Here is a 22,649-nt window from a genome sequence, read left to right as displayed (position 1 = left end):
CTCAGTCGTGCAGTGCCCCGGCCACAGCGGCGGTGGCGTGCAGCCAGGCGCGGCGCGTTGCCGGACGCAGTCCCTCGAAGCGGATCTGTCCCTTGACCAGTGCCGCGTCGTAGGGAACCGTCACCACGGAGCGGGCCAGGCGGCGGAATCCGTGGGCAATGCGGTCGAGCTGTTCGCGGTTGCCGTGCGGCTGGTGCTGGGACACGATCACGACGGCGTTTTGGGCCAGGTCGGCGTAGTGCCCGCCGCGCTTGGCCAGTGCCTCGAGCAGCAGGGCCCCGGCCTCGGCGTGTTCCTCCACCGTGGTGCTGGCGATGACCAGTTGGTCGGTGTGGTCGATCATGCGCATCCAGCGTTCGGCCGATTCGTCGTTCCCCGAGTCCACGATGGTCAGGGCGAAGAAGCGCGAAACGACTTCGTGCAGGTGGTCGAAGTCGGCGGCGTTGACGAATTGCTCGCTGGCCAAAAGCGTGGGGTCGGTGCGCAGCACGCTGTAGCAGTCTTCGGGCTGGTAGTGCGTGTAGTCGTGGATGATGGGGTCCCCGACCTTGATGTCCTTCAGCCGCGGGGCAGCCGAAAGCAGGTCCATGGAGTGGGACGCGTGGGGCCCCTGGACGGTGCGCCAGCCCAGGGTGCCGCGGGTTCCGTTGTTGTCCCAGACCAGGACCGGGTCCCCGGTGTTGCGCCCAAAGACCGCCGAAAGCAGGACCGCCGTGGGGGTCTTGTTGGCCCCGCCCTTGCCATTGACCACCGAGATGGTCTTGGGCTCGGTCAGGCGGGTGCCCACCGTGCGGCGCCAGGTGCGCTCTTCGACTTCTTCGGCGGAGGGTTCCATGTTGAAGCCCAGCCGGGAGAGGAAGCCGCGGAAGCCGCGCTCGGCACGGAACGTCGTTTCGTCCTCCGGGCGCAGGAACGTGTCTCGGGTTCCTGCAGCGGGGTTCATTTCGCGGAAGGCCTGACGGCGGCCTTCAGGTGTCGACAGGTCTTCGGCAGCGGAATCGGCCGATGTTGCGTCCGGTGCCGGTGCGGTTGCAGCGGGCTTGGGAGTTGCAGGCTTCGTGGTCTCCACCGCCACGGCGGGCTTGGCCGGGGCCGCTGCGGCTGGCTTCGCGTCCTGAGCGGCTGCAGGTTTCGAGGCCTGAGCGGCAGCAGGTTTCGAGGCGTCCGGCTTGGCTGCGGGTGTGGGCTTGGCGGCAGCGGCAGGCTTGGCGGCCGGTACGGCCGCAGGTTTCGAGGCTTCCGGCTTGGCTGCGGGTGCGGGCCTGGCCGGAGCGGCAGCGGCGGGCTTGGCCGGAGCCACTGCGGCGGGCTTGGCTGCTGGAGCGACCCCAGGTTTCACGGCGTCCGGCTTCGCAGCGGGTGCCGGCTTGGCCGTCGCGGCAGCGGGCGTCGCAGCGGGTGCTGGTTTGGCAGCCGAAGTGGGCGTCCCGGTTTTGGCCGGTGCCGGGATCGGAGCAGGCTTCGCTGCCGGTGCTGCCGCAACGGGCTTGGCAGGAGCCGTCGCAGCAGGCTTGGCGGCCGGAGTCGGGGTCACCGTTTTGGCTGCGGGGCTCGGAGCAGGTTTCGCCGCCGGTGTCGCCGCAGCGGGCTTCGCCGCAGGTGCCACGGGCTTGACGGCTGGCGTCGGAGTGGCGGCAGGCTTAGAGCCGTTGCCTGGCACCGGGGTGGCGGTGGGCTTGGCCGACTGCTGTGGAGCGGGCTTTGCCGGTGCGGGAGCCGGCTTTGCGTGTCCCGGCACCGTTGGCGCCGGCTTGGCCGCTGCCTTGTTGGAGCCGTCTGCGACCGATGCGGCCGTGGGAGCGGTTTTCGCATTTGTTGCGGCCGTTGGCTTCACCGGGGTGGCCGAAGTCGCCGGGGCTTGTTTGCCCGGAGCCGCCGGGGTGCCGTCGGCTATGGTTTCGGGAACTTCGTCGAATTCATCGACTGGTCCAGGCTTCGTGACAGCCTTCTTCGCTTCATCCTTGGTCGTTTGCTGCGCGTCCAGCTCGGCCTGGCGCGCGCGCCGCAATGAAGCACGGGTCGGGAACTCTTGGTTGAAGTCCGCTTTCGGCATGTGCTTCGTCCTCTCCTGAAGGTTCGTGGTCTTCGTGAGCGAATGACCTCAACGAGTCCCGCCCAGGAGGTCGGGCACACAGGATTGCGGCTTCGCACTTTATCCATCCTATCGGGCACCCCATGTGAACCGCCGGATTTGAGCCGGATTGAACACAACCGGCCCCGAAGTAGGAAATGCCCAATGTCATCGTTAGCCTTGAACGAGGGCTCTTGGTTTCTCCCATCGGGGCCGAACATTGAACGAACAGGAACGCTCTTGGACATTATTTCCACTGCATTGGATGCGCTGAGCAACTTCATCCTGTCCGCTGCCGGAAACCCGCTTTCCTATTTGATGATTTTCCTCTTCTGCGCAATCGACGGTTTCTTTCCGCCGGTCCCCAGCGAATCGCTGGTCGTGGCGTTGGCCTCCTTGGTGCCCACCCAGGGAAATCCGAATCCCTGGATCCTGGGTGCGGTGGCCGGGATGGGCGCCTTCGTCGGTGACAACGTGGCATACCTGATCGGGCGGGCCATAGGCACAGACAGGTTTGCCTGGATGCGCCGAAAACGGCTCCAACATGCCTTTGCCTGGGCAGGCTATGAATTGCGGCTCCGCCCGGTGTCGTTGATCCTGGTTGCACGATTCGTTCCTATTGGCCGCGTTGCGGTGAACCTGGTGGCCGGGGCAACCGGATTCCCCCACCGGACCTTCGTTATCCTGACCTGCTTTTCGAGCGTGGGATGGGCAACCTATTCGGTCCTGATCGGGGTACTGGCTGGACGCTGGTTCGAGGAAAATCATCTGCTGGGAATCGTGGTGGCGGTGGCGGTGGCCATCGGCCTGGGAATCCTCATCGACCGGATCGTGTCGCGCGCCAGTGGAAACACTTCGCTGCGGAAGTAGCCGCCTGCACGGCAAATAAAAACCGCGGTTGCACCCATTTCCTGGGGGCAACCGCGGTTTTTTTCTGCGAGCCCCCCACCGGAATCGATCCGGTGACCTCGTTCTTACCAAGAACGCGCTCTACCACTGAGCTAGGGGGGCAACGAGAAAATACTCTACCCAATAACCGCCATGAAATGCACATCGAAAACCACCGACATGACCAACGCCACACCCACGGCCTGATCCCGCTGAAGGGCATCGCTCCGGCCCGCGTCCGCGAATCACCCGGCACCCTTCGGCATTCGGCCGGCCCGTGGGCCGCGGATTCACGGGCCGAACAACGATTCCGCAGCCCGCGCTAGCCGGCGGCCCTCCGTCGCCGTCCTCCCAGGAGGAGTTCAAGGCCGATGGGAATCACCGACAGCAGCACGATGACCAGGAAGATCAGGTCGATGTTTTCACCCACCCATTCGTACTGCCCCAGCCAGAAGCCCAGCAGGGTGACGCCAACGCCCCATAACAGGGCTCCGAGCAGGTTGTAGAGGACGAAGGTCCTGTAGCTCATGTGGGCGACCCCAGCGATGACGGGCACGAACGTCCGCACAATGGGGATGAAACGGGCCAGCACCACCGCCCTGCCGCCAAAGCGCTCAAAAAACGCATGCGCCTTTTCGACGTACTCCTGACGGAAGAAGCGTGAGTCGGGCCTCTTGAAGATCGCAGGGCCGGCCTTGCGCCCAATCAGGTAGCCCGTCTGGTCCCCGACAAACGCTGATACAAATATCAGCGCAGTGAAGAGCGGCAGGTTGACATCCAGCGCGCCCGTGGCGATCAGCAGCCCGGCGGTAAAAAGCATGGAATCTCCCGGCAGGAAGAATCCGACGAGCAGGCCGGTTTCCGCAAAGACGATGCCGCAAATCAGCAGGATGATCCACGGGCCGAGTGCCGGATCGCGCAGGAAGACATCGGGATTCAGCCAGTCAGGCAGAAAGCTGGCGGTGGGTGGCCGTACCATTGCCGCGGCGAGCGTTGTCGGCAGGTTTGCAAATGGACTCACCGCACAACCCTATGGCATCGTGTTTCAAACACGGCCGGGTCGGGCCCGGATCCAAATCCCGACTGGAACAAAAAATCCCCGCCTTCACGAGGAAGACGGGGATCAATCTGTAGCGGCTCCGGGACTCGATCCCGGGACCTCACGATTATGAGTCGTGCGCTCTAACCAGCTGAGCTAAGCCGCCACGAATGGTAAAACCCGCGTCCGCGTCCGATTCTCTTTCCAGCCGACTAAGACGCGGGCCATTCCATTCAGAGCCCCCCACCGGAATCGATCCGGTGACCTCGTTCTTACCAAGAACGCGCTCTACCACTGAGCTAGGGGGGCAACGAGTAAGAACTCTACCAGCAATTTTCTGCGCTGTGAAATCGGGATGGCACTTTGTGACCGAGCACACAAAAGTGGCCGGAAGGGGCAGGTCAGGCATCGATTGGTGTCTGGTTTCGGTGACCTAAATCACCGGTGAATTTTGGGTCTCCGGGCAGCCAGCTGCACCGCCCTTCAGGACAATGCCCGCAATGGCCAGGGGTGCCAGCCACCGGGCACCTTTTCCAGCATGGTCCTGGCCTCGTCAAGGTCCTTGTTCGGGTCGGCCGATCCTTCCCCGCCGCGGAGCGAGTTCCCGTCGGGCGCCGTCAGCCGGAACTGGATCCACGGTTGGCCGCCGACGTCGTAAATGCGCTCGGCGAATCCCCCGGCCGCGACTCCGAGCACCAGGTTCTCCAGTTCGTCGCCTGCACTTTGCAGCGTTTCGTCGCAGGCATCGCAGCCGCATGAGGGGACGACGAAGTCGTGCGCGGCGCCGGCGAAGACCCGCACGGTCGGTTGCCCGCCTTCGGTCCTCGATTCGAGGCGCATGGTTGCGGCCAGAGGGTCTGCCGGAACCAGGGTGATGCGCGTGCCGTCCTCCAGTTGCGCATCCTCGCGCCGCACCTGGTAGTTGGACTCGAGGTGTGCGGCCAGCGCCAGCACGAGCTGGCCAAGCCCGGCAAAGCGCTCGGGGTGGCTGATGCGTTCGTAGCTGCCCTCCGGGGTTTCCCCGTCCGCCCAGCGGCGTCCGTAGTTGATGGGCACGTCGTCCCCGTCGCGGTAGACGGCTTCCTCCAGCAGCGGGCGCCGGTATGGAGCGGGCACGGCCTCGGGAGGGCGCGGAACCGGGTTGAGCGGCGCCAGCTTAGGCACCACCTGGGCAAGCCACTCTTCCAGCAGCGCCGCGGCCCGCTCCACCGCCTGGTCACCGCCCTGGGCCACGGCATCGATCATCACCCGCGGGTCGTAGTAACGGTCGAACGCGCCGACCATCATCTGCCCCGAAGCCGTTGATTCCCACCGGACGTCCTCCCGCGCCTGGGCCACGGTGTTGCCCAGGAAGATCTCCGTGGCCAGCCGCAGGCCGCCCGCCGGCTCCAGTGCCTGCCGGTGGTCGTGGATGAAATGCAGCAGGGCCGGCATGTCGCGGGCCAGCCGCACAGGCTCCTCGCCGTGCTTCCGGGCATAGTCAGCGAAGTCGTCCCAGCCCGGATAATGCCTGATGCCCACCAGTTCGACATCCGCTGCAAGATCGGTTCCGGGGCCGGGGACCATGCGCGCGGTGGGCCGGGGCCTGGCCGGTGCATCGAAGACCGGCGGTTGCGTGTCCATGCCCGGAGCCTACCAACCAGTGCGGTTTCCGGGGGGAATGACAAAACCCCCGGCGGCGGCGTGCCTCCCTGTCTCCAGGAACACGCCCCCACCGGGGGTCATTGTCTATTTAGTGCTTAGTAGTCGCGACGACGCGGGCCACCGGTGCCACCGGCGGTGCGGGGCTTGCGCGAGGAGCCGCCGAAGCTGCGCTCTCCGGCACCGGCACCGGCACCGGCGTTGCCGCGGTAGCCACCGCTGCGCTCGCCACCGGCGTTGCGGTCGTAGCCGCCACGGCCACCTTCGGAGGAGCCGCCCTCGGAACGACGGTCGTTGCCACCGCGGTAGCCACCGCCACCGCCACGGCCTCCGCCGTAGCCGCCGCGTCCGCCACCCTGGTAACCGCCTTCGCGGCCGCCTTCGCGGTCGGACTTCGGGCTGCGGCCGTTGTCCAGCTCGAGGTGGATCAGCTCGCCGCCGATGCGGGTGCGGGAGAGCGAGCGGAGCTGGTCCGCGGAAAGATCTGCCGGCAGCTCGACCAGGGTGTGGTCGGCACGGATGTCGATGCCGCCGATCTGGGCGGAGGTCAGGCCGCCTTCGTTGGCCAGTGCGCCAACGATGGAGCCGGGCATGACGCGCTGGCGACGTCCCACCGCGAGGCGGTAGGTGGCGTTGCCTTCGGTCAGGGCGCGGGACGGGCCGCGGGAGCCGAAGCCGTCCTTGCCGCCGCCTGCCAGGCGGGCCTGCTTGGCCGGGGCCACGGGCAGTTCCTGCATGAGCAGCGGGCGGCCGCCCTGTGCCATGTGTGCAAGCGCCGCGGCGATCTCGACCTCGGTGATGTCCTCGTGCTCGGCGGAGTACTTTTCCACCAGGTTGCGGAAGACGGTGAGGTCCTGCGAGGAGATGGTCTCACCGATCTGGTCGGCGAACTTGGCCAGGCGCTTGTCGTTGACGGCGTCGACGCTGGGCAGGTGCATGTGCTCAACCGTCTGGCGGGTGGCCTTCTCGATCGCACGCAGCAAGTACTTCTCGCGCGGGGTCATGAAAAGGATCGCGTCGCCCGAGCGGCCGGCACGGCCGGTGCGGCCGATGCGGTGGACGTAGGACTCGGTGTCGTGCGGGATATCGAAGTTGATCACGTGGGACACGCGCTCAACGTCGAGGCCGCGGGCCGCGACGTCGGTGGCGACCAGGATGTCGATCTTGCCATCGCGAAGGTTCTCGATGGTGCGCTCGCGCTGCTGCTGCGGGATGTCGCCGTTGATGGCGGCGGCCGTGAAGCCGCGGGACTTGAGCTTGTCGGCCAGGTCCTCGGTTGCCATCTTGGTGCGCACGAAGGCGATGACGCCTTCGGACTTTTCCGACTCAAGGATGCGGGTCATGGCATCGAGCTTGTGGGCTCCCATGACCTGCACGTAGCGCTGGCGGATGTTGGTGCCGGTCGAGGTGTTCGACTTGACCGAGACTTCCTGCGGGTTGCGCAGGTACTGCTTGGAGATGCGGCGGATCGAGGACGGCATGGTGGCCGAGAACAGCACAACCTGCTTCTCTTCCGGGGTGGCCTCGAGGATCTTGTCGACCTCTTCGGCGAAGCCCATGCGCAGCATCTCGTCGGCCTCGTCGAGCACGACGTACTGCAGGTCCGAGAGGTCCAGGGAACCCTTGTTGATGTGGTCGATGACGCGGCCCGGGGTGCCGACGACAACCTGGGCGCCGCGGCGCAGGCCTGCAAGCTGCGGGCCGTAGGCGGATCCGCCGTACACGGGCAGGACGGTGAAGTCGCCCATGTGCTTGGCGTAGGAGGTGAAGGCCTCGGCGACCTGGAGCGCGAGCTCGCGGGTCGGGGCCAGGACCAGGACCTGGGTGTTGCGGGCGGTGCCGTTGAGGTCGGCCAGTTCGGCCATCTTCGACAGGGCCGGAAGGGCGAACGCGGCGGTCTTGCCGGTGCCGGTCTGGGCAACGCCGACGACGTCGCGGCCTTCGAGCAGCAGCGGGATGGTGGCTGCCTGGATCGGGGAAGGCTTTTCGTAGCCCAGGTCGGAGACGGCGGCGAGAACGCGGCCGTCAAGACCCAGGTCGGTGAAGAGAATCGAATCTTCTTCGGTCTTGGCTTCGGCGGTGGGCTGGTTTTCGGACATGTCGGTAGACACGGAGAATTACCTCATTCATAGGGGCGGAATAGACCCCGTATCAACGAGGTTCCGCAGCACAATCGGACGCAATCACTTTGGTCCGGCGACTCCCCTATGAAAGCAACAACCCGCAAGTATTTGGCGGGCTCACACACGACGAGCTTCTGCCTCAAGAATTGGGCAGAATGCGAGGGAAGCCGGATACAGTGAACTCCCTAATACTATCGTCCCTCGCGTAACTTGTGGGACTTGAGCCCGGTGAGGTTGCGCACACGGGGCTTCCCTGCCGGTCAATGTTGTGCCTCGCATGGCCCCTTTGGGCCCGCCGGTCACTGCCCAGGTTCTATCCGTGGCAGTGCGCGCAGGACCTTGGCCGGCAACTGGCTGCCGCTGGCCTGTTGGTGTTCCAGCAGCCGCCGGGCCTGTTCCAGGGTGGGCCCGACGAAGATGTCGCGCACCCGCACCCCGTGTTCCGGACGCGAGATCACCGCGATGCCGTCCCCGGCTGCGATCTTCCCGGTCCTGACCACCTTCAGGAAACAGCCGACGTCGCCGCGATCGGTGAACCGGCGCACCCAATTCTCCTCCCCCAGGTGCCGGGCGAACGTCGAGCAGGGAATCCGCGGGCTGGTCACTTCCAGCACCACGGCCTTGCCGATGGCCCAGCGCTCCCCCACCACCGCGTCGGTGGTGTCGATCCCCGAGACCCGCAGGTTCTCACCAAACAGGCCCGCGGGGATGTCCCGGCCCAGCTCGCCGGCCCAGCGTTCGGCCTCGGTGTGCGAGTAGGCGTAGACCGCCTGGTCATGGCCGCCGTGGTGTTCGCGGTCCACCTGCACATCCGCATACAGGCCCATCTTGCGCACCTTGACCTGGCCTTCGATCGGGCGCTTGTCGATGGCGGTGGTGCCCACCGGCCCGGCATCGGGCTTCAGGGCATGGACAACGCACACCGCCTCAAGCGTGCCGTGGGCAACGGGACCCGCTGCAAGGTCACCGGATTCGGGGGAAACACTCATGACATGAATCCTATAAGAGGTGCGGGAGATGGCCGTGTGGATCTTGCGCTGCCAGGGCCGATGCGCGCCGCGAAATCCGCCGCGGGACAATCATCGGGTAACCTGCGGTGCATGGAGAAGCCTGAAAACCATTCCGTGGCCGCCGCGTGAAAAACACGAAACCCGTGCTCCCGCCCTCGTTGCGTGCCGCCCGCTGGTGGTGGAGCGCCGCGGCGATTTCCGCCCTGGCGTTCGCCGGCGGATTCTTCCTCAATGCCGCCACGCGCCCCGGGAACGAGGCCCCCGGATTTTGGGGCGCGGGCATCGCCCTGGTGGGCCTGGGGCTGGTCATCGGCTATTGCACGCTCCAGCTCTGGCGCGGGAAGCTGTCCGGCCGGATGTCGCTGATCTGGTGCGGGGTCATTGTGGGCATCCCGCTGCTGACCCGCGGGGTGCGCGTGGGGATCTTCGGCGCGCTGCTGCTGGTGGGCGTGGCCCTGCTCTTCAGTCCGGGCACGGTCAAGTACTTTGCCCCGCAGTCCAAGGCAGCCCGCGCGCAGCGCAAGGCCGAACGCCAGCGCCGCAAGCGGGAAAACGCCGGCTGACACCACGAGGGTGGGCGCCTGGCATTTGAGGCGGCGGCAAACCATGGAAGAGTGCCATCATGAGTACCTTTGCCATCGCCAATGCATTCATCGTGCCCATCGCCGGGGAGAAATTCACCGGCACGCTTCTGGTCAAGGACGGGTTGATCGCCGCCTTGGGTCCCGACCTGCCGGTCCCCGGAGACACCCCGGTCTTTGATGCCGAGGGCGCGTGGCTGCTGCCCGGCTTCATCGACGCGCATGTGCACCTGGGCATGCACCCCGAGGGCGAGCACGAGGCCGGGTCCGACGTGAACGAGATGACCGATCCGAACATGGCCGCGGTGCGTGCCATCGACGCCATCGACCCCTTCGACCCGGGCTTCGACGACGCGCTGGCCGGCGGGGTGACAACCGTGAACGTTAATCCCGGATCCGGGAACCCGATCGGCGGGCAGACCGTGGCGATCCACACGCACGGGCGCTACGTGGATGAGATGGTGCTGCGGGCCCCCAGCGGCATCAAGTCGGCCCTGGGTGAGAACCCCAAGCGCATCCACGGCGCCAAGGACAAGACCCCCTCGACCCGGTTGGGCAACGCCATGGTGATCCGCCAGGCATTCATCGAGGCACAGAACTACCTGGCCGCCAACGACCCGGCCAAGCGCGACGCGAAGCTGGAGGCCCTGGGGATGGTGCTGCGCCGCGAGATCCCGTGGCGCCAGCACTGCCACCGCGCCGACGACGTGGCCACCGCCCTGCGCCTGGCCGCGGAGTTCGGCTATGACCTGGTCCTTGACCACGGCACCGAGGCCCACGTGATCGCCGACGTGGTGGCGATGCGCAAGGTTCCCGTGCTCATCGGCCCGCTGTTCACCTCCAAGTCGAAGGTGGAGCTGCGCGGCCGCTCACTGGCCAACCCGCGGCGGCTGGCCGAGGCGGGGGTCGAGATCTCGATCATCACGGACCACCCGGTGGTCCCGATCAACTTCCTCATCCACCAGTGCACGCTGGCGGTGAAGGAGGGGCTGGATGCGGACACCGCGCTGCGGGCAGTGACCCTGAACCCTGCCAAGGTGCTGGGCCTGGCCGGGAAGCTGGGCTCGCTCGAGGCCGGCAAGGACGCGGATCTGGTGCTGTGGAGCGGGGATCCGCTGGATGTCATGTCCCGGGCCGTGCGCGTGTGGATCGGCGGGGTCCAGGTCATGGAGTACGACGCGGCGACCCGCACCCCGGTGGTGGCCTCCCGCAAGGTCGTGCCCGAGTAGGACCCACGAAAAACGGGCGGTGCCGCGGGGGAATCGATCCCTCCGCGGCGCCGCCCGTCCTTCGTTGCCGTTCGGTTGCCGCCTACAGCTTGGCGAAGGCCTGCTCGAGGTCGGCGATCAGGTCCTCGACGTCCTCAATGCCCACCGAGAGGCGCAGCAGGTTCACCGGAACCGCCAGCTCGGTGCCCTTCACCGAGGCGTGGGTCATCTCCGAGGGGTAGTTCATCAGCGATTCGATGCCGCCCAGGGACTCGGCGAGGGTGAACACGTGGGTGGCCTCTGCCACGGTGCGCGCCGCGTTCTCGCCGCCGGTGAACTGCACCGAGACCATGCCGCCGAAGTCGCGCATCTGCGCCTTGGCCAGCTCGTGGCCCGGGTGGGTGGGCAGGCCCGGGTAGTGCACTGCCTCGACCTCGGGGCGCTTTTCCAGCCACAGGGCCACGGCCATCGCGTTTTCCGAGTGGGTGCGCATGCGCACGCCCAGGGTCTTCAGGCCGCGGGTGGTCAGGAACGCGTCCATCGGGCCGGAGACCGCGCCGACGGCGAACTGGATGAAGCCGATGGCCTCGGCCAGCACCGGGTCCTTGACCACGATGGCGCCGCCGACCACGTCGGAGTGCCCGCCGATGTACTTGGTGGTGGAGTGCACCACCACGTCGGCACCCAGGTCCAGCGGCTGCTGCAGGAACGGGGAGGCGAAGGTGTTGTCGACCACCAGCAGGGCACCGGCGGCATGGGTGATCTCCGCGATGGCCTTGATGTCGGAGATGCGCATCATCGGGTTCGACGGCGTCTCCACCCAGACCAGCTTGGTCTTGTTGGCGGCGATGGCATCCTTCAGCGCCGCGTGGTCGGACATGTCCACCGGCGTGTTGCCGATGCCCCAGCCGCCCAGGACCTTGGAAATCAGCCGGTAGGTTCCGCCGTAGGCGTCGTTGCCCAGCACGATGTGGTCACCGGGTTCGGCCAGCGCGCGGATCAGCGAATCCTCGGCGGCCAGGCCGGAGGAGAACGAGTAGGCGTGGGTGCCGTTTTCCAGCGCGGCGAGCTGCTCCTGCAGGGCATCGCGGGTGGGGTTGCCGCCGCGGCCGTACTCGTAGCCGGCGCGCAGGTTCCCGATGCCGTCCTGGGCGTAGGTCGAGGAGAAGTGCAGCGGCGGGACCACTGCCCCGGTGCGCGGCTCGAATTCCTGCCCGGCGTGCACGGCGCGGGTGTTGAATCCTTGGATGTTTTCAGTCATGTCTGGACGCAACTTTCTTAGTGGGTGAGGTAGGTCAGCAGGTCGTGCCGGGTGATGACCCCGACGGCCGCCCCGTCGTCGGTGACCAGCAGGGCGTCGTGCTCGGAGAGCCGTTCCTTGGCGCGGTCAATGGTTTCGTGGATGCCGATCAGCGGCAGCGCGGTGGTCACCAACGGGCCCACCGGGTCGGTCAGGGAGATCTCGTTGCGGAACAGCTTCTCGGTCAGCGTGCGCTCGTCGATGTAGCCGCGCACCTCGCCCAGGCGGACCGGGGGCTCGGCCGAAAGCACCGGGAGGGCCGAGACGCCGTATTCGTTCATGACGCCGATGGCGTCGCGGACGGTTTCATTCAGGTGCGTGTGCACCAGGTCGGGCAGGTCGCTGGGCTTGGCGGAGAGCAGCTGGCCCACGGTGTCTGCGGAGTCGTCGCGCAGGAACCCGTAGGAGCGCATCCAGGCGTCGTTGAAGATCTTGCCCAGGTAACCGCGGCCGCCGTCGGGCAGGATCACCACGACGATGGCTTCGGCGGGAAGGTCCTTCGCTGCCTGCAGCGCCGCGACCACTGCCATGCCGGAGGAGCCGCCGACCAGCAGGCCCTCTTCCTTGGCCAGGCGGCGGGTCATGGCGAACGCGTCGGCGTCGGTCACCGCGATGATCTCGTCGGGCACCGCCGGGTCGTAGTTGCCCGGCCACATGTCCTCGCCGACGCCCTCGACGAAGTAGGGGCGGCCGGTGCCGCCGGAGTAGACCGAGCCGTCGGGGTCCGCGCCGATGATCCTGACCGGGCCGGAGGCGCGGTCGGCGGAAACTTCCTTCAGGTAGCGGCCGGTGCCGGTGATGGTGCCGCCGGTGCCGGCGCTGATGACCACGTGGGTCAGCGTGCCGTCGGTGTCGTTCCAGATTTCCGGGCCGGTGGTCTCGTAGTGGCTCACCGGGGCGGCGGGGTTGGAGAACTGGTCTGGCTTGTACGCCCCGGGGATCTCGCGCACCAGGCGGTCGGAGACTCCGTAGTAGGACTCCGGGGAATCGGGGGCGACCGCGGTGGGGGTCACCACGACCTCGGCACCGTAGGCGCGCAGCACGTCGCGCTTCTCCTCGCCGACCTTGTCGGGGGTGACAAAGATGGTCTTGTAGCCCTTCAGCTGACCGACCATGGCCAGTCCGACCCCGGTGTTGCCGCTGGTGGGCTCAACGATCGTTCCGCCCGGGAGCAGCTTCCCGTCGGCCTCCGCGTTTTCCACCATTTTCAAGGCAATGCGGTCCTTGATGGACCCGCCGGGGTTCAGGTATTCGAGCTTGACGAGGATGGTTGCCTCGATGCCGTCCGTGACCGAATTGAGCTTGACCAGCGGGGTGTTCCCAATCAGGTCCAGGATTGTGCGCGCATACTTCATGGCGATCACTCTACCGGCGGCCCGTCACATTCCGGACGCCGTTCGTAGTGAATCTTCATGCGTTGGAGGCGGGGCGCCGATGAGAGTATTGAGGCATGCCCGATTCCCCTTCGACCCCGTTGCCGTCATGCGACGCACAGGCTGCATGGACGCCGCGCGGCCCGTATTCCCTGCGCCAGTCCCTGGGCATCCTGCAACGCGGAGCCCGCGACCCCGCCACCCGGGTCACGGAAAACGGCGCTTGGTTGTGCTTCCACACTCCGATCGGTCCCGTCACCCTGTTGGCCACCCGCACCGCCGGCATCGAAGCCGACGTCGTGCTCCGCGCCTGGGGACCGGGTGCCGCGCACGCGGTGGAGCGCGGACTGCATCTGTTGGGCGCGTACGACGACTGGAGTGCCTTCGACGCCGCGGAAACCCGGGTCTTGCTGCACCCGATCGTGCTCCGCAGCCGAAAGTCGAATCCCGGGCTGCGGTTCCCGTCCACCGGGCGTATCTTCGATGCCCTGTTTCCGGCGATTCTCGAGCAAAAGGTCACGGTGATCGAGGCAAACTACGCCTGGCGCCACCTTTGCCTCGCCGTCGGCGACGTGCCGCCGGGACCCGCGCCGGAGGGAATGCGCCTGCCGCCGACGCCGGCTGCAGTCCGTTCGCTGCAGCCGTGGCAATGGCACCAGGCGCGCGTGGATTCGAAGCGTTCCGCGACAGCACGCCGTGCGGCGGCCGCAGCCAATGCCCTGGAGCGCTGGGCGTTGATGGACTTGGGTGCCAGGCGGGAGAACGCCATGGGCACCGGGACCCTGCATGCTGCCCTTGAATCAATACCCGGAGTGGGCCCGTGGAGCATTGCCGAGGTGCTGCAGCGCACCCATGGGGCTGCCGACCATGTTTCGGTGGGCGATTTCCACCTGGCTGCTTTCGTCGGGCAGGTGCTCACCGGTCGCCGGGTCGACGATGCCGGGATGCTCGAATTGCTGGCGCCCTTCACCGGGCATCGCCAGCGCGTGGTGCGCCTCATCGGGCTTTCCGGGCAACGCAAGCAGGCGTTTGGCCCGCGCCTGGCGCCGATGGACCACCGGCGCCGCTAGGGCGCGGCGGAACCTACTGGGCCTGGGCCTCTTGCTCGGCGATCTGCGCGTGGACATGCTGCATGTCGATGCCCTTGACGGCCACGATGAGGTCGTCCAGCTGCGAGGCGTTCATTGCGCCGGGCTGCGAGAAGACCAGGACCTTGTCGCGGAAGGCCATCAACGTGGGGATGGAGGTGATGTTCGCAGCGCGTGCCAGTCCCTGCTCCGCCTCGGTGTCCACCTTGGCGAATTTAACGTCGGGGTACTTCTCGGATATCTCGTCATAAACCGGGGCAAACTGGCGGCACGGTCCACACCACTCCGCCCAGAAATCTACGAAGACAATGTCATTCTCATCCAGCGTCGTCGTGAACTCAGACTCGGTGATATTGATAGTAGCCATATACCAACGGTACCGCGAGATGCCGAAGTCGCCGCAGTCGGCACCCCGTTTTTGGCTTTCCCGTGCTGTTTTCACGCCTCCGGATCCAGGTTATCCACAAGTTTGTCGGCCGGCGCCCGGCCGTGCGCACGCGGCCGTATGCTCGAGGTAATGCCACGGCCAACCAAGGAGGCAACCATCCACCAAAGCATCGGGCGAAAGGCGGGCAGCTGTGCTCCCGCCCGGTTCGCCGGCCAGTCCCGGTGCCCCGATCGGCGCACCGGGTTCCACGGATAACAGGAAGGATGCATCCTGACCCGGACCGAGTAGACGCGTTGCGGGTCGGCTGCCAACACGGACATGACACGCTGCACCTTGTTGCTGATAACGACCGGGGAATCCGGGCGCAAGGCACTCTCCGAAGGAATGCTGCTGGCGGAGCGCTACGTCGACGCACTGCCCATGGATTTGGCCATCGTTGAATCCACGCCCTTCGCAGTTGCACCCGCGCTGCGGATCCAGGAAAAGGTTTCCCGTCCCGTCCCCTTGGAAGACACCACCTCTGCGGCAACGGCCGTTGGACCGCTACAGGCCATCTGGAACGGCACACGGTGGCTGACTCCCGGTTCGTGCCCTCCCAAGCCGCTGGAAGACCATGGAGCCACAGAATGGCAGTGGGCGCACTACCACGCAGTGCTGTCCGCCCCGAGGGATTCAATCATGTTGCTCTGGGACATCTACGTGGTCCCGATGAACGAAAAGTTGGCAGCTTGAAACTTGGGTGGCGGGAATTTTGCGCTGGATGTTGAGTGGGTCACGTCCAGGATGGAAGCCCCGCCGCCCGACCCCCTTGATTCGGTCGAGCAATGATGGTGCCACCTGCACTGTTGGGGGGGGCGGGGCACGAAAAAGCCCGTGTCCAAATCTCTTGGATTTGAACACGGGCTTCATTCATTCGGTGGCAGATACTGGATTCGAACCAGTGAAGGCGTTGCCAGCTGATTTACAGTCAGCCCCCTTTGGCCGCTCGGGTAATCTGCCGAATTGTTCCCTTCGGAACGAGTAGAAACTCTACATGACCTTTTCCCAAGAGTGCAAATCGAGGGTTTCCCGGCGCGTCAGACCCCGGGTTTTCCGGGGTTTTGCGGTGCCCCGGTAGTCTTGTAGGCAAAGCACAATCACCACCCAAGGAGGCTCACATGGCGAGCGATTCAACTTTTGATGTTGTCAGCAAGGTCGACAGCCAGGAAGTGTCCAATGCACTGAACCAGGCGCAGAAGGAAATTGTCCAGCGCTACGACTTCAAGGGCATTGGAGCCGAGATCGACTTCAGCGGCGAGAAGATCCTGATGAAGGCCAACTCCGAGGAGCGCGTCAAGGCGGTTCTCGACGTGTTCCAGTCCAAGCTGGTCAAGCGCAACATCTCGCTCAAGTCCCTGGAAGCGGGCGAACCCTTCGCCTCGGGCAAGGAATACCGCATCGAGGCCGAGATCGTTGAAGGCATCGCCCAGGATGTGGCAAAGAAGATCAACAAGTTGATCCGCGACGAGGCCCCCAAGGGCGTGAAGTCCACCATCCAGGGTGACGAACTTCGCGTGTCCTCCAAGTCCCGCGACGACCTGCAGGCCACCATGACTCTGCTGCGAGGGTTTGAGGAAGCAGACCTGCAGTTTGTGAACTTCCGCTAAACGGACTTCACTGCGGCGGGGTTCGGCCGCAGACAAAGGGAGGCTGTCAGTTCACCGCAAGGTGACGACAGCCTCCCTTTGCGTTGACGCCTTGTCTTGACGCCCCGCATGGGGAAGGAAGCGGGCGGTCGCTTAGTAGCCCAGCGAGCGGCCAGCCATCCTTTCCAGCCGGGCAACGCGGTCGTCCATCGGCGGGTGGGTGGCGAAGAGCTTCTTGGCCCCGCCGAGGAACGGGTTGGCGATCATGAGGTGCGAGGTGTTGACCAAGCGCTGGTCATCGGCCGGCAGCGGGGCGCGCTGCACCCCGCTCTCGAGCTTGCGCAATGCCGAGGCCAGCGCCAGTGGGTCGTTGGTCAGCTTGGCGCCGTCTTCGTCCGCGTCGTATTCGCGGGTTCGACTGATGGCCATCTGGATGACTGTGGAGGCCAAGGGCGCCAGCAATGCCAGGGCGATCATGGCGAGGGGGTTGGCATTACGGCGGTCGCCGCCGCCGAAGAAGAGCATCATCTGGGCCACGGACGTGATGACTCCGGCGACGGCCGCGGCCACCGAAGAGGTGAGGATGTCGCGGTTGTACACGTGCATGAGCTCGTGGCCCAGCACCCCGCGCAACTCGCGTTCGTTCAGCAGCTGCAAGATGCCCTCGGTGCAGCACACCGCGGCATTTTCCGGGTTGCGCCCGGTGGCGAAGGCGTTTGGCGCTTGGGTCGGCGAAACATAGAGGCGCGGCATGGGCTGTTGGGCGGCAATGGAGAGCTCGCGGACGATCCGGTGCATCTCGGGCTGTTCTGCCTCGGTGACCGGGTAAGCCTGCATCGAGCGGATCGCCAGCTTGTCGCTGTTCCAGTATCCGTAGGCGGTGGTCGCCACGCCGATAAGGGCGAAGATCCAGATAAAACTGCTGCTTCCGGTCCCCGAGGCCAGCAGGGCGCCAATGGCCAGCAGCAGCGCGAACATGCCGCCGAGCAACCCCGCCGTCTTCAGGCCGTTGTTGTGATTGTGCACCGTGGTTCTCTCCTTGGGGTACGGTCCGGCCGCCGGGGGCCGGGTCTGGCATTCAGTCTAGTAAACGCACCTGAGAGCGTGCTTTGTTCCCGCCGGGCATTCTCTCTCAGGGAGCTGGGTGCCGCGCGTCGTACCGCAGGAATCCCGGCTCCCAGCGCATCAAAGCGGCGGCTGCAACGATGCAGGCGATGCCGCCCGCCAGCAGGGTCCACCCCTCGCCGATGCCCCCTGCCACCGAACCGGAGAGCATTTCCCCCAGCCGCGGCCCGCCGGCGACCACCACGATGAATACACCCTGTAGGCGCCCGCGCAGGTGGTCGGGGGTGGCGGTCTGCAGGATGGTGGTGCGAAAGACCGAGGAAACGGCGTCGGCGACGCCGGCCAGCGCCATGCAGGCGGCCGCGGGCCAGAGCCAGGCACCAGCCGAACCGTCGGACGGAACCGGGCTGCGTGCGGCCAGGATGACGACCATGCCGAAAAGCCCGATGCTCGCACCCCACGCGCAGACACAGAGAAACACCGCCGCGCCCTGGCGGTGGATCCGTCCCACGGGCCCGGAAAACAGTCCCGCCAGGAACGCGCCCATGGCTGTTGCAGCCAGGAGAACGCCCATGGTCAGTTCGCCGCCGCCAATCAGCACTGCGCCAATGGCGGGAAGCAGTGCCCGGGGTGCGGCCAGGACCATGGCCGCGATGTCGATCAGGAAGGTCATGCGCACATTGGGCTGGGTGCCCAGGAACCTGAAGCCCTCGATGACCGAACGCAGCCCTGCCCTGGCCGGTGTGCCCTCCGGGGGCAGTGCCGGCAGCTTGTAGACGGACCACACCGCGGCGCCGTAGGTCAGCACGTCGATGGTGTAGGTCCAGCCGAAGCCAATCTGGGCCACCAGCAGCCCGCCGAGCAACGGGCCGATCATCTGGGCGATGCCAAAGGTGACCATGTTCAGCGAATTGGCCGCCGGCAGGAGCTTGAGCCCGACGATCGCCGGGATGATGGCTCCGCGGGTGGACTGGTTGATGCCCCCGGCCCCGGAGTGGATGGCCACCAGCCCGTACAGCACCCAGACGTTGTCCACGCCCAGCCATGCCTGGGCGGCAATGGCGGCGGTGGTTGCCCACAGGACCATGGCGGAGGCCAGCGCGACCTTGCGGCGATCGTGCGCATCGGCGATGGAGCCGCCGTACAGGCCCGTCAACACCAGCGGCACCAGCGCGAAGGCGCCCAGCAGGCCGACGTAGAGGCTGGAGCCCGTCAGCGCGTAGACCTCGAGGCTGACCGCCACGAGGGTGAGTTGTCCGCCGACCGCCGAAAGCGTGTTGCCGATCCACAACCGCTTGAAGGCCGGGCTTTGGCGCAAAGGTGTCAGGTCGGCAAGGAGTCGGGCCACGGATCGAGTCTAGCGACATGCTCGACGACTCTAGCGACATGCTCGACGACACGCTCCTCTTATCTTGACATATTCAAAATAAGACGGTGGAATAGATCACATGGACTATTCGGCACAGATGCGCGAGCTGGGGCTGCGGGTTACCCGCGGACGCCTTGCCGTGCTCGATGCCGTGGAGAGCCACCCGCACTCCTCGGCGGAGAGAGTTGTCGCCGCGGTCCACCAGGCGTTGCCGGATGTTTCCATCCAGTCCGTCTACAACGTGCTTAATGATCTGACGGAACAAGGCATATTGCGACGGTTCACCCCGCCGCACTCAGCGGCCCTCTACGAGACCCGCGTCAATGACAACCACCATCACGCCATTTGCACCAGTTGCGGCCGGATCGAAGACGTGGAATGCGCGGTGGGCCACGCCCCCTGCCTGACCCCTTCGGACAGCCACGGCATGGAAATCCAGATTGCCGATGTCCTTTACCAGGGCATCTGTGAAGACTGCAGGAAAACCGGCGCGGCCTAGCCGCCCGCCGGGGAATCCGGCAGAAGAGTTACCAACCCACATGAAGAAGGAGAATCTCTTGAGCGAGAACTTCACCACCACCCAGAGCGGCGCCCCCGTTGCCAGCGATGCCCATTCGCTGACCTCCGGCCCGGACGGCATCACCGCCCTCCACGACCGCTACCTCGTCGAGAAGCTTGCCGCGTTCAACCGCGAGCGCGTGCCGGAGCGCAACCCGCACGCCAAGGGCGGCGGAGCCTTCGGTGAATTCACCGTCACCGAAGACGTCTCGAAGTACACCCGTGCAGCCGTCTTCCAGCCGGGCGCCAAGTCCGAGACGCTCTTGCGCTTCTCCTCGGTCGCCGGCGAACAGGGCTCCCCCGACACCTGGCGCGACGTGCGCGGCTTCGCACTTCGCTTCTACACCACCGAGGGCAACTACGACGTCGTGGGCAACAACACCCCGGTGTTCTTCATCCGCGATGGTCTTAAGTTCCCGGACTTCATCCACTCGCAGAAGCGCCTGGGCGCCTCCGGCCTGCGCGACGCGGACATGCAGTGGGACTTCTGGACCCACTCCCCCGAGTCCGCACACCAGGTGACCTACCTGATGGGCGACCGCGGCCTGCCGACCTCCTGGCGCGAAATGAACGGCTACGGCTCGCACACCTACCAGTGGATCAACGCCGAGGGCGAGCGCTTCTGGGTGCAGTACCACTTCCACTCCCGCCAGGGCGTGCACAACATGTCCAACGAAGAGGCCGAGAAGCTTGCAGGCTCCGACGCCGACTTCTACCGCCGCGACCTGTTCGACAACATCGAGGCCGGCAACTTCCCGACCTGGGACGTCAAGGTCCAGATCATGCCGTACGAAGAGGGCAAGACCTACCGCTTCAACCCGTTCGACATGACCAAGGTCTGGCCGCACGCGGACTACCCGTTGATCCCGGTTGGCCACTTCACGCTGAACCGCAACCCCCGCAACTTCTTCGCCGAGATCGAGCAGGCAGCGTTCTCCCCGTCGAACCTGGTCCCGGGCATCGACATCAGCCCGGACAAGATGCTGATGGCCCGCGTGTTCTCCTACCCGGATGCACAGCGCAACCGCATCGGCACCAACTACAACCAGTTGCCGGTCAACCAGCCGCACGCGGCCACGGTCAACAACTACATGCATGAGGGTTCCATGCAGTACCACTTCAACGACGCAGACGCCCGCGTCTACACCCCGAACTCCTTCGGCGGCCCGGCTGCACAGCCCGAGCGCGCCGGCGAGGGCGGCTGGGAAACCGACGGCGAAATGGTCCGCTCCGCGCAGACCCTGCGTTCCGAGGACGACGACTTCGGCCAGGCAGGCACCCTGTACCGCGAGGTCTACGATGCAGCTGCCAAGGAGCGCTTCCACGCGACCCTGCTGGGCCAGTGCCAGGGCATCACCATCGAGTCCATCCGCGAAGGCTTCTTCCAGTACTGGACCAACGTCGATGCGAACCTCGGTTCGATCCTGCGCAACGCCTACGCTGCAGGCGTTGCCGGCTCCACCGACGGTGCCGCGGAAATGGCCGGCAAGGCCTAACCTGCCACCTTTGGCATCTCAACGCCGATCAAGCGGCCCGTCCTCCTTCGGGAGGGCGGGCCGCTTTGTCGTCGATCCGGGCCCGAAAGTCAAAAAGAACAGGGACCCGCATTTTCCGCTACTTCGAAAAATACGGGCCCCTGCCCAGGTACAGCTTAGCCCGGCGAACTAGTCCCGGGAGATCCTGACCATTTCCTCGCGCTCCACGACCTTGATTCGGGCCCGGTCGACCGGTCCGTTGGAGGTCTGCGTGGGGGTCGCTGCGGTGCCGAGGGAAATCTCGTGCGCGTCCAGCTTCTTCCAGCCGTCCCAGGTCGTGTATTGAACACCGCGGGACTCCAGCAACTTGATGATCGCGTCCTCGTCGGGGTTGCCGGCAACCGGCAACGACAGGCGGTCCTCCAACAGGTTCCCGATGGTCTCCAGGGCATCGCCCTTGGTGTGGCCGATCAGGCCCACGGGGCCCCGCTTGATCCAACCCGTGGCGTAGAGCCCCGGCACGTGGGAGCCGGCGGCGTCAAGCACCCGTCCGCCCTCGTTGGGGATGACTCCGCGCTTCTCGTCGAACTCGATCTCCGCCAGTTCGGAGCCGAGGTACCCGATGGCGCGGTAGACCGCCTGGACCGGGTACTCGACGATCTCGCCGGTGCCCCGCACATTGCCGGTGCCGTCGAGCTCCTGGCGCTCGAACTTGATGCCGGCGACCTTGCCGTCCTCGCCGAGCACCTCGATCGGGTTGTGCAGGAAGTGCAGGTGCAGGCGGCGCGAGGCGCCGGTGTCCTGTTCCTCCACGATCCAGTTGGTCAACGTGTTGACCATGGTCTTGACCTGGTTGTTGGACTTGATCAACGCGTCGGAAGCCTCGTCGAACTCGAAGTCCTCCGGGTAGAGCACGATGTCGACGTCGCGGCTGTGGCTCAGTTCGCGCAGCTCCAGCGGGGTGAACTTGACCTGGGCGGGGCCGCGGCGCCCGAAAATGTGGACATCGGTGACCGGCGAATCCTTCAGGCCCGCAAAGACGTTGTCCGGGATCTCGGTGACCAGGAGGTCCTCGGCGTGCTTGGAGAGCACGCGGGCCACGTCCAGGGCCACGTTGCCGTTGCCCAGGACGGCGATTTCCTTGGCCTCCAGCGGCCAGTTGCGCGGCACGTCGGGCTGCCCGTCGTACCAGGAGACGAAGTCCGCGGCCCCGAAGGACCCCTGGAGGTCGATGCCCGGGATGTCCATGCGGGCATCCTTGATGGCGCCGGTGGCGAAGATGACCGCGTCGTACATGTCGCGGATGTCGTGCAGCTTCAGGTCGCGTCCGTAGGTCACGTTCCCGAGGAAGCGGATGTCTCCGCGGTCCAGGACCTTGTGCAGCGCGTTGACGATTCCCTTGATGCGCGGGTGGTCCGGTGCCACGCCGTAGCGGATCAGGCCATAGGGCGCGGGGTAGGCATCGAGCAGGTCGATGCTGACCTCGAATTCGCGCTCCGCCTTGGTGAGAATGTCGGCAGCATAGACGCCAGCCGGCCCTGCCCCGATGATGGCGACACGGAGCGGGCGAACTGCTGAATCGGACACGAGGGGTTCCTTCCGGAGAATGATCATTGGGCGCACAAATAGCGCACGCCACGCTAGTCTAATTGGCCACGGCCGCTAAACGTGAACCGGTGTGCGCATGCTCACGCTCCCCGGGGCCGGATCCGCACGAAGCAGGCCCCCGGCGTGCCGGGCCCGACAGGCCCGTCGTCCGGGGAATTCGGTCCCGCGATAGGCTCGGTTCGGCGCGCAGGCTGCGCACCGATCCCCGACCAGCGTGCACGCGCACCCGGAATGGAAAC

General features: G+C 66.0%; 20 protein-coding genes and 4 tRNA genes. 9 read left to right on the top strand and 15 right to left on the bottom strand.

Going from position 1 to position 22,649, the window contains the following annotated elements; all coding sequences use genetic code 11:
• Window position 1: 1 nt before the first annotated feature.
• On the bottom strand, window positions 2-2,053 hold the full coding sequence (locus ACIPUB_RS01400) for a hypothetical protein (protein WP_407605789.1): 2,052 nt from the start codon (window positions 2,051-2,053) through the stop codon (window positions 2-4).
• Window positions 2,054-2,332: 279 nt separating this feature from the next.
• Between ACIPUB_RS01400 and ACIPUB_RS01395 the strand changes: the two genes are divergently transcribed.
• Window positions 2,333-2,941 (top strand): DedA family protein, encoded by a 609-nt coding sequence (locus ACIPUB_RS01395; RefSeq protein WP_264271449.1) that lies wholly within the window; start codon window positions 2,333-2,335, stop codon window positions 2,939-2,941.
• 69 nt (window positions 2,942-3,010) lie between these two features.
• On the opposite strand, the gene ACIPUB_RS01390 is transcribed toward ACIPUB_RS01395, so the two are convergent.
• Window positions 3,011-3,082: transfer RNA gene (locus ACIPUB_RS01390), tRNA-Thr, on the bottom strand.
• A gap of 35 nt (window positions 3,083-3,117) precedes the next feature.
• On the opposite strand from ACIPUB_RS01390, the gene ACIPUB_RS01385 reads away from it, so the two are divergent.
• On the top strand, window positions 3,118-3,285 hold the full coding sequence (locus ACIPUB_RS01385) for a hypothetical protein (RefSeq protein ID WP_407605788.1): 168 nt from the start codon (window positions 3,118-3,120) through the stop codon (window positions 3,283-3,285).
• On the opposite strand, the gene ACIPUB_RS01380 is transcribed toward ACIPUB_RS01385, so the two are convergent.
• The 6 genes from ACIPUB_RS01380 to ACIPUB_RS01355 all read right to left on the bottom strand — a co-directional run bounded on the left by ACIPUB_RS01380 (window position 3,282) and on the right by ACIPUB_RS01355 (window position 8,751).
• Entirely contained in the window at window positions 3,282-3,938 is a 657-nt protein-coding gene (locus ACIPUB_RS01380; protein WP_407605865.1) for a VTT domain-containing protein, read from the bottom strand. The two genes, ACIPUB_RS01385 and ACIPUB_RS01380, sit on opposite strands and share 4 nt — an antisense overlap.
• Before the next feature lie 152 nt (window positions 3,939-4,090).
• Window positions 4,091-4,164, bottom strand: a tRNA-Met gene (locus ACIPUB_RS01375).
• A gap of 71 nt (window positions 4,165-4,235) precedes the next feature.
• Window positions 4,236-4,307, bottom strand: a tRNA-Thr gene (locus ACIPUB_RS01370).
• Window positions 4,308-4,481: 174 nt separating this feature from the next.
• Window positions 4,482-5,621 (bottom strand): DUF6226 family protein, encoded by a 1,140-nt coding sequence (locus ACIPUB_RS01365; protein WP_407605787.1) that lies wholly within the window; start codon window positions 5,619-5,621, stop codon window positions 4,482-4,484.
• Between the two features lie 116 nt (window positions 5,622-5,737).
• A complete protein-coding gene (locus ACIPUB_RS01360; protein ID WP_407605864.1) occupies window positions 5,738-7,738 on the bottom strand; it encodes a DEAD/DEAH box helicase in 2,001 nt (666 codons plus the stop codon).
• Between the two features lie 323 nt (window positions 7,739-8,061).
• Window positions 8,062-8,751 carry an MOSC domain-containing protein gene (locus ACIPUB_RS01355; protein WP_407605786.1) on the bottom strand — a complete coding sequence of 230 codons (690 nt, stop codon included), beginning with the start codon at window positions 8,749-8,751 and terminating at the stop codon, window positions 8,062-8,064.
• A gap of 146 nt (window positions 8,752-8,897) precedes the next feature.
• Here ACIPUB_RS01355 and ACIPUB_RS01350 point away from each other — a divergent pair, with 146 nt between their 5' ends.
• Window positions 8,898-9,335 carry a hypothetical protein gene (locus ACIPUB_RS01350; RefSeq protein ID WP_264271438.1) on the top strand — a complete coding sequence of 146 codons (438 nt, stop codon included), beginning with the start codon at window positions 8,898-8,900 and terminating at the stop codon, window positions 9,333-9,335.
• A 59-nt stretch (window positions 9,336-9,394) separates the two neighbouring features.
• The gene (locus ACIPUB_RS01345) at window positions 9,395-10,582 is read left to right on the top strand and encodes an amidohydrolase (protein ID WP_407605785.1); all 1,188 of its coding nucleotides are present in this window, start codon (window positions 9,395-9,397) and stop codon (window positions 10,580-10,582) included.
• Window positions 10,583-10,664: 82 nt separating this feature from the next.
• Here the strand turns inward: ACIPUB_RS01345 and ACIPUB_RS01340 are convergent, their stop codons facing one another.
• On the bottom strand, window positions 10,665-11,822 hold the full coding sequence (locus tag ACIPUB_RS01340) for a cystathionine gamma-synthase (protein WP_407605784.1): 1,158 nt from the start codon (window positions 11,820-11,822) through the stop codon (window positions 10,665-10,667).
• Window positions 11,823-11,839: 17 nt separating this feature from the next.
• The gene (locus ACIPUB_RS01335) at window positions 11,840-13,216 is read right to left on the bottom strand and encodes a cystathionine beta-synthase (RefSeq protein ID WP_407605783.1); all 1,377 of its coding nucleotides are present in this window, start codon (window positions 13,214-13,216) and stop codon (window positions 11,840-11,842) included.
• A gap of 95 nt (window positions 13,217-13,311) precedes the next feature.
• Here ACIPUB_RS01335 and ACIPUB_RS01330 point away from each other — a divergent pair, with 95 nt between their 5' ends.
• Window positions 13,312-14,304, top strand: coding sequence for a DNA-3-methyladenine glycosylase family protein (locus ACIPUB_RS01330; protein ID WP_407605782.1), 993 nt, complete (start codon window positions 13,312-13,314; stop codon window positions 14,302-14,304).
• Window positions 14,305-14,317: 13 nt separating this feature from the next.
• Here ACIPUB_RS01330 and trxA read toward each other — a convergent pair whose 3' ends face one another.
• The gene (gene trxA, locus ACIPUB_RS01325) at window positions 14,318-14,689 is read right to left on the bottom strand and encodes a thioredoxin (protein ID WP_264271433.1); all 372 of its coding nucleotides are present in this window, start codon (window positions 14,687-14,689) and stop codon (window positions 14,318-14,320) included.
• Window positions 14,690-15,028: 339 nt separating this feature from the next.
• Here trxA and ACIPUB_RS01320 point away from each other — a divergent pair, with 339 nt between their 5' ends.
• On the top strand, window positions 15,029-15,442 hold the full coding sequence (locus tag ACIPUB_RS01320; RefSeq protein ID WP_407605781.1) for a hypothetical protein: 414 nt from the start codon (window positions 15,029-15,031) through the stop codon (window positions 15,440-15,442).
• A 185-nt stretch (window positions 15,443-15,627) separates the two neighbouring features.
• Here ACIPUB_RS01320 and ACIPUB_RS01315 read toward each other — a convergent pair.
• Window positions 15,628-15,709 (bottom strand) — tRNA-Tyr (locus tag ACIPUB_RS01315).
• A gap of 158 nt (window positions 15,710-15,867) precedes the next feature.
• Here ACIPUB_RS01315 and ACIPUB_RS01310 point away from each other — a divergent pair.
• Window positions 15,868-16,356 (top strand): YajQ family cyclic di-GMP-binding protein, encoded by a 489-nt coding sequence (locus tag ACIPUB_RS01310; protein ID WP_217389369.1) that lies wholly within the window; start codon window positions 15,868-15,870, stop codon window positions 16,354-16,356.
• 132 nt (window positions 16,357-16,488) lie between these two features.
• Here ACIPUB_RS01310 and htpX read toward each other — a convergent pair whose 3' ends face one another.
• Both htpX and ACIPUB_RS01300 read right to left on the bottom strand, forming a co-directional pair.
• Complete coding sequence (htpX, locus tag ACIPUB_RS01305) at window positions 16,489-17,361, bottom strand: zinc metalloprotease HtpX (protein ID WP_264271430.1); 873 nt, start codon at window positions 17,359-17,361, stop codon at window positions 16,489-16,491.
• Between the two features lie 106 nt (window positions 17,362-17,467).
• Window positions 17,468-18,748, bottom strand: coding sequence for an MFS transporter (locus tag ACIPUB_RS01300; protein WP_407605780.1), 1,281 nt, complete (start codon window positions 18,746-18,748; stop codon window positions 17,468-17,470).
• A 100-nt stretch (window positions 18,749-18,848) separates the two neighbouring features.
• Between ACIPUB_RS01300 and ACIPUB_RS01295 the strand changes: the two genes are divergently transcribed.
• Together ACIPUB_RS01295 and ACIPUB_RS01290 are read left to right on the top strand one after the other, a co-directional pair.
• Window positions 18,849-19,268, top strand: coding sequence for a Fur family transcriptional regulator (locus tag ACIPUB_RS01295; RefSeq protein WP_407605779.1), 420 nt, complete (start codon window positions 18,849-18,851; stop codon window positions 19,266-19,268).
• A gap of 40 nt (window positions 19,269-19,308) precedes the next feature.
• The gene (locus tag ACIPUB_RS01290; protein ID WP_407605778.1) at window positions 19,309-20,823 is read left to right on the top strand and encodes a catalase; all 1,515 of its coding nucleotides are present in this window, start codon (window positions 19,309-19,311) and stop codon (window positions 20,821-20,823) included.
• 168 nt (window positions 20,824-20,991) lie between these two features.
• Here ACIPUB_RS01290 and ACIPUB_RS01285 read toward each other — a convergent pair whose 3' ends face one another.
• The gene (locus ACIPUB_RS01285; RefSeq protein ID WP_407605777.1) at window positions 20,992-22,389 is read right to left on the bottom strand and encodes an FAD-dependent oxidoreductase; all 1,398 of its coding nucleotides are present in this window, start codon (window positions 22,387-22,389) and stop codon (window positions 20,992-20,994) included.
• Between the last annotated feature and the right edge of the window lie 260 nt (window positions 22,390-22,649).

The sequence above is a fragment of the Paeniglutamicibacter sp. ORCA_105 genome (genome assembly GCF_045798545.1).
Classification (GTDB): domain Bacteria; phylum Actinomycetota; class Actinomycetes; order Actinomycetales; family Micrococcaceae; genus Paeniglutamicibacter; species Paeniglutamicibacter sulfureus.
This window is presented reverse-complemented; position numbering and strand designations above follow the sequence as displayed.

Excerpts from the sequence above, each read along its gene's own strand:
- ACIPUB_RS01400 (WP_407605789.1), bottom strand. The coding sequence starts at position 2,053 with ATGCCGAAAGCGGACTTCAACCAAGAGTTCCCGACCCGTGCTTCATTG.
- ACIPUB_RS01385 (WP_407605788.1), top strand. The coding sequence starts at position 3,118 with ATGCACATCGAAAACCACCGACATGACCAACGCCACACCCACGGCCTG.
- ACIPUB_RS01380 (WP_407605865.1), bottom strand. The coding sequence starts at position 3,938 with ATGGTACGGCCACCCACCGCCAGCTTTCTGCCTGACTGGCTGAATCCC.
- ACIPUB_RS01365 (WP_407605787.1), bottom strand. The coding sequence starts at position 5,621 with ATGGACACGCAACCGCCGGTCTTCGATGCACCGGCCAGGCCCCGGCCC.
- ACIPUB_RS01360 (WP_407605864.1), bottom strand. The coding sequence starts at position 7,738 with ATGTCCGAAAACCAGCCCACCGCCGAAGCCAAGACCGAAGAAGATTCG.
- ACIPUB_RS01355 (WP_407605786.1), bottom strand. The coding sequence starts at position 8,751 with ATGAGTGTTTCCCCCGAATCCGGTGACCTTGCAGCGGGTCCCGTTGCC.
- ACIPUB_RS01345 (WP_407605785.1), top strand. The coding sequence starts at position 9,395 with ATGAGTACCTTTGCCATCGCCAATGCATTCATCGTGCCCATCGCCGGG.
- ACIPUB_RS01340 (WP_407605784.1), bottom strand. The coding sequence starts at position 11,822 with ATGACTGAAAACATCCAAGGATTCAACACCCGCGCCGTGCACGCCGGG.
- ACIPUB_RS01335 (WP_407605783.1), bottom strand. The coding sequence starts at position 13,216 with ATGAAGTATGCGCGCACAATCCTGGACCTGATTGGGAACACCCCGCTG.
- ACIPUB_RS01330 (WP_407605782.1), top strand. The coding sequence starts at position 13,312 with ATGCCCGATTCCCCTTCGACCCCGTTGCCGTCATGCGACGCACAGGCT.
- trxA (WP_264271433.1), bottom strand. The coding sequence starts at position 14,689 with ATGGCTACTATCAATATCACCGAGTCTGAGTTCACGACGACGCTGGAT.
- ACIPUB_RS01320 (WP_407605781.1), top strand. The coding sequence starts at position 15,029 with ATGACACGCTGCACCTTGTTGCTGATAACGACCGGGGAATCCGGGCGC.
- ACIPUB_RS01310 (WP_217389369.1), top strand. The coding sequence starts at position 15,868 with ATGGCGAGCGATTCAACTTTTGATGTTGTCAGCAAGGTCGACAGCCAG.
- ACIPUB_RS01295 (WP_407605779.1), top strand. The coding sequence starts at position 18,849 with ATGGACTATTCGGCACAGATGCGCGAGCTGGGGCTGCGGGTTACCCGC.
- ACIPUB_RS01290 (WP_407605778.1), top strand. The coding sequence starts at position 19,309 with ATGAAGAAGGAGAATCTCTTGAGCGAGAACTTCACCACCACCCAGAGC.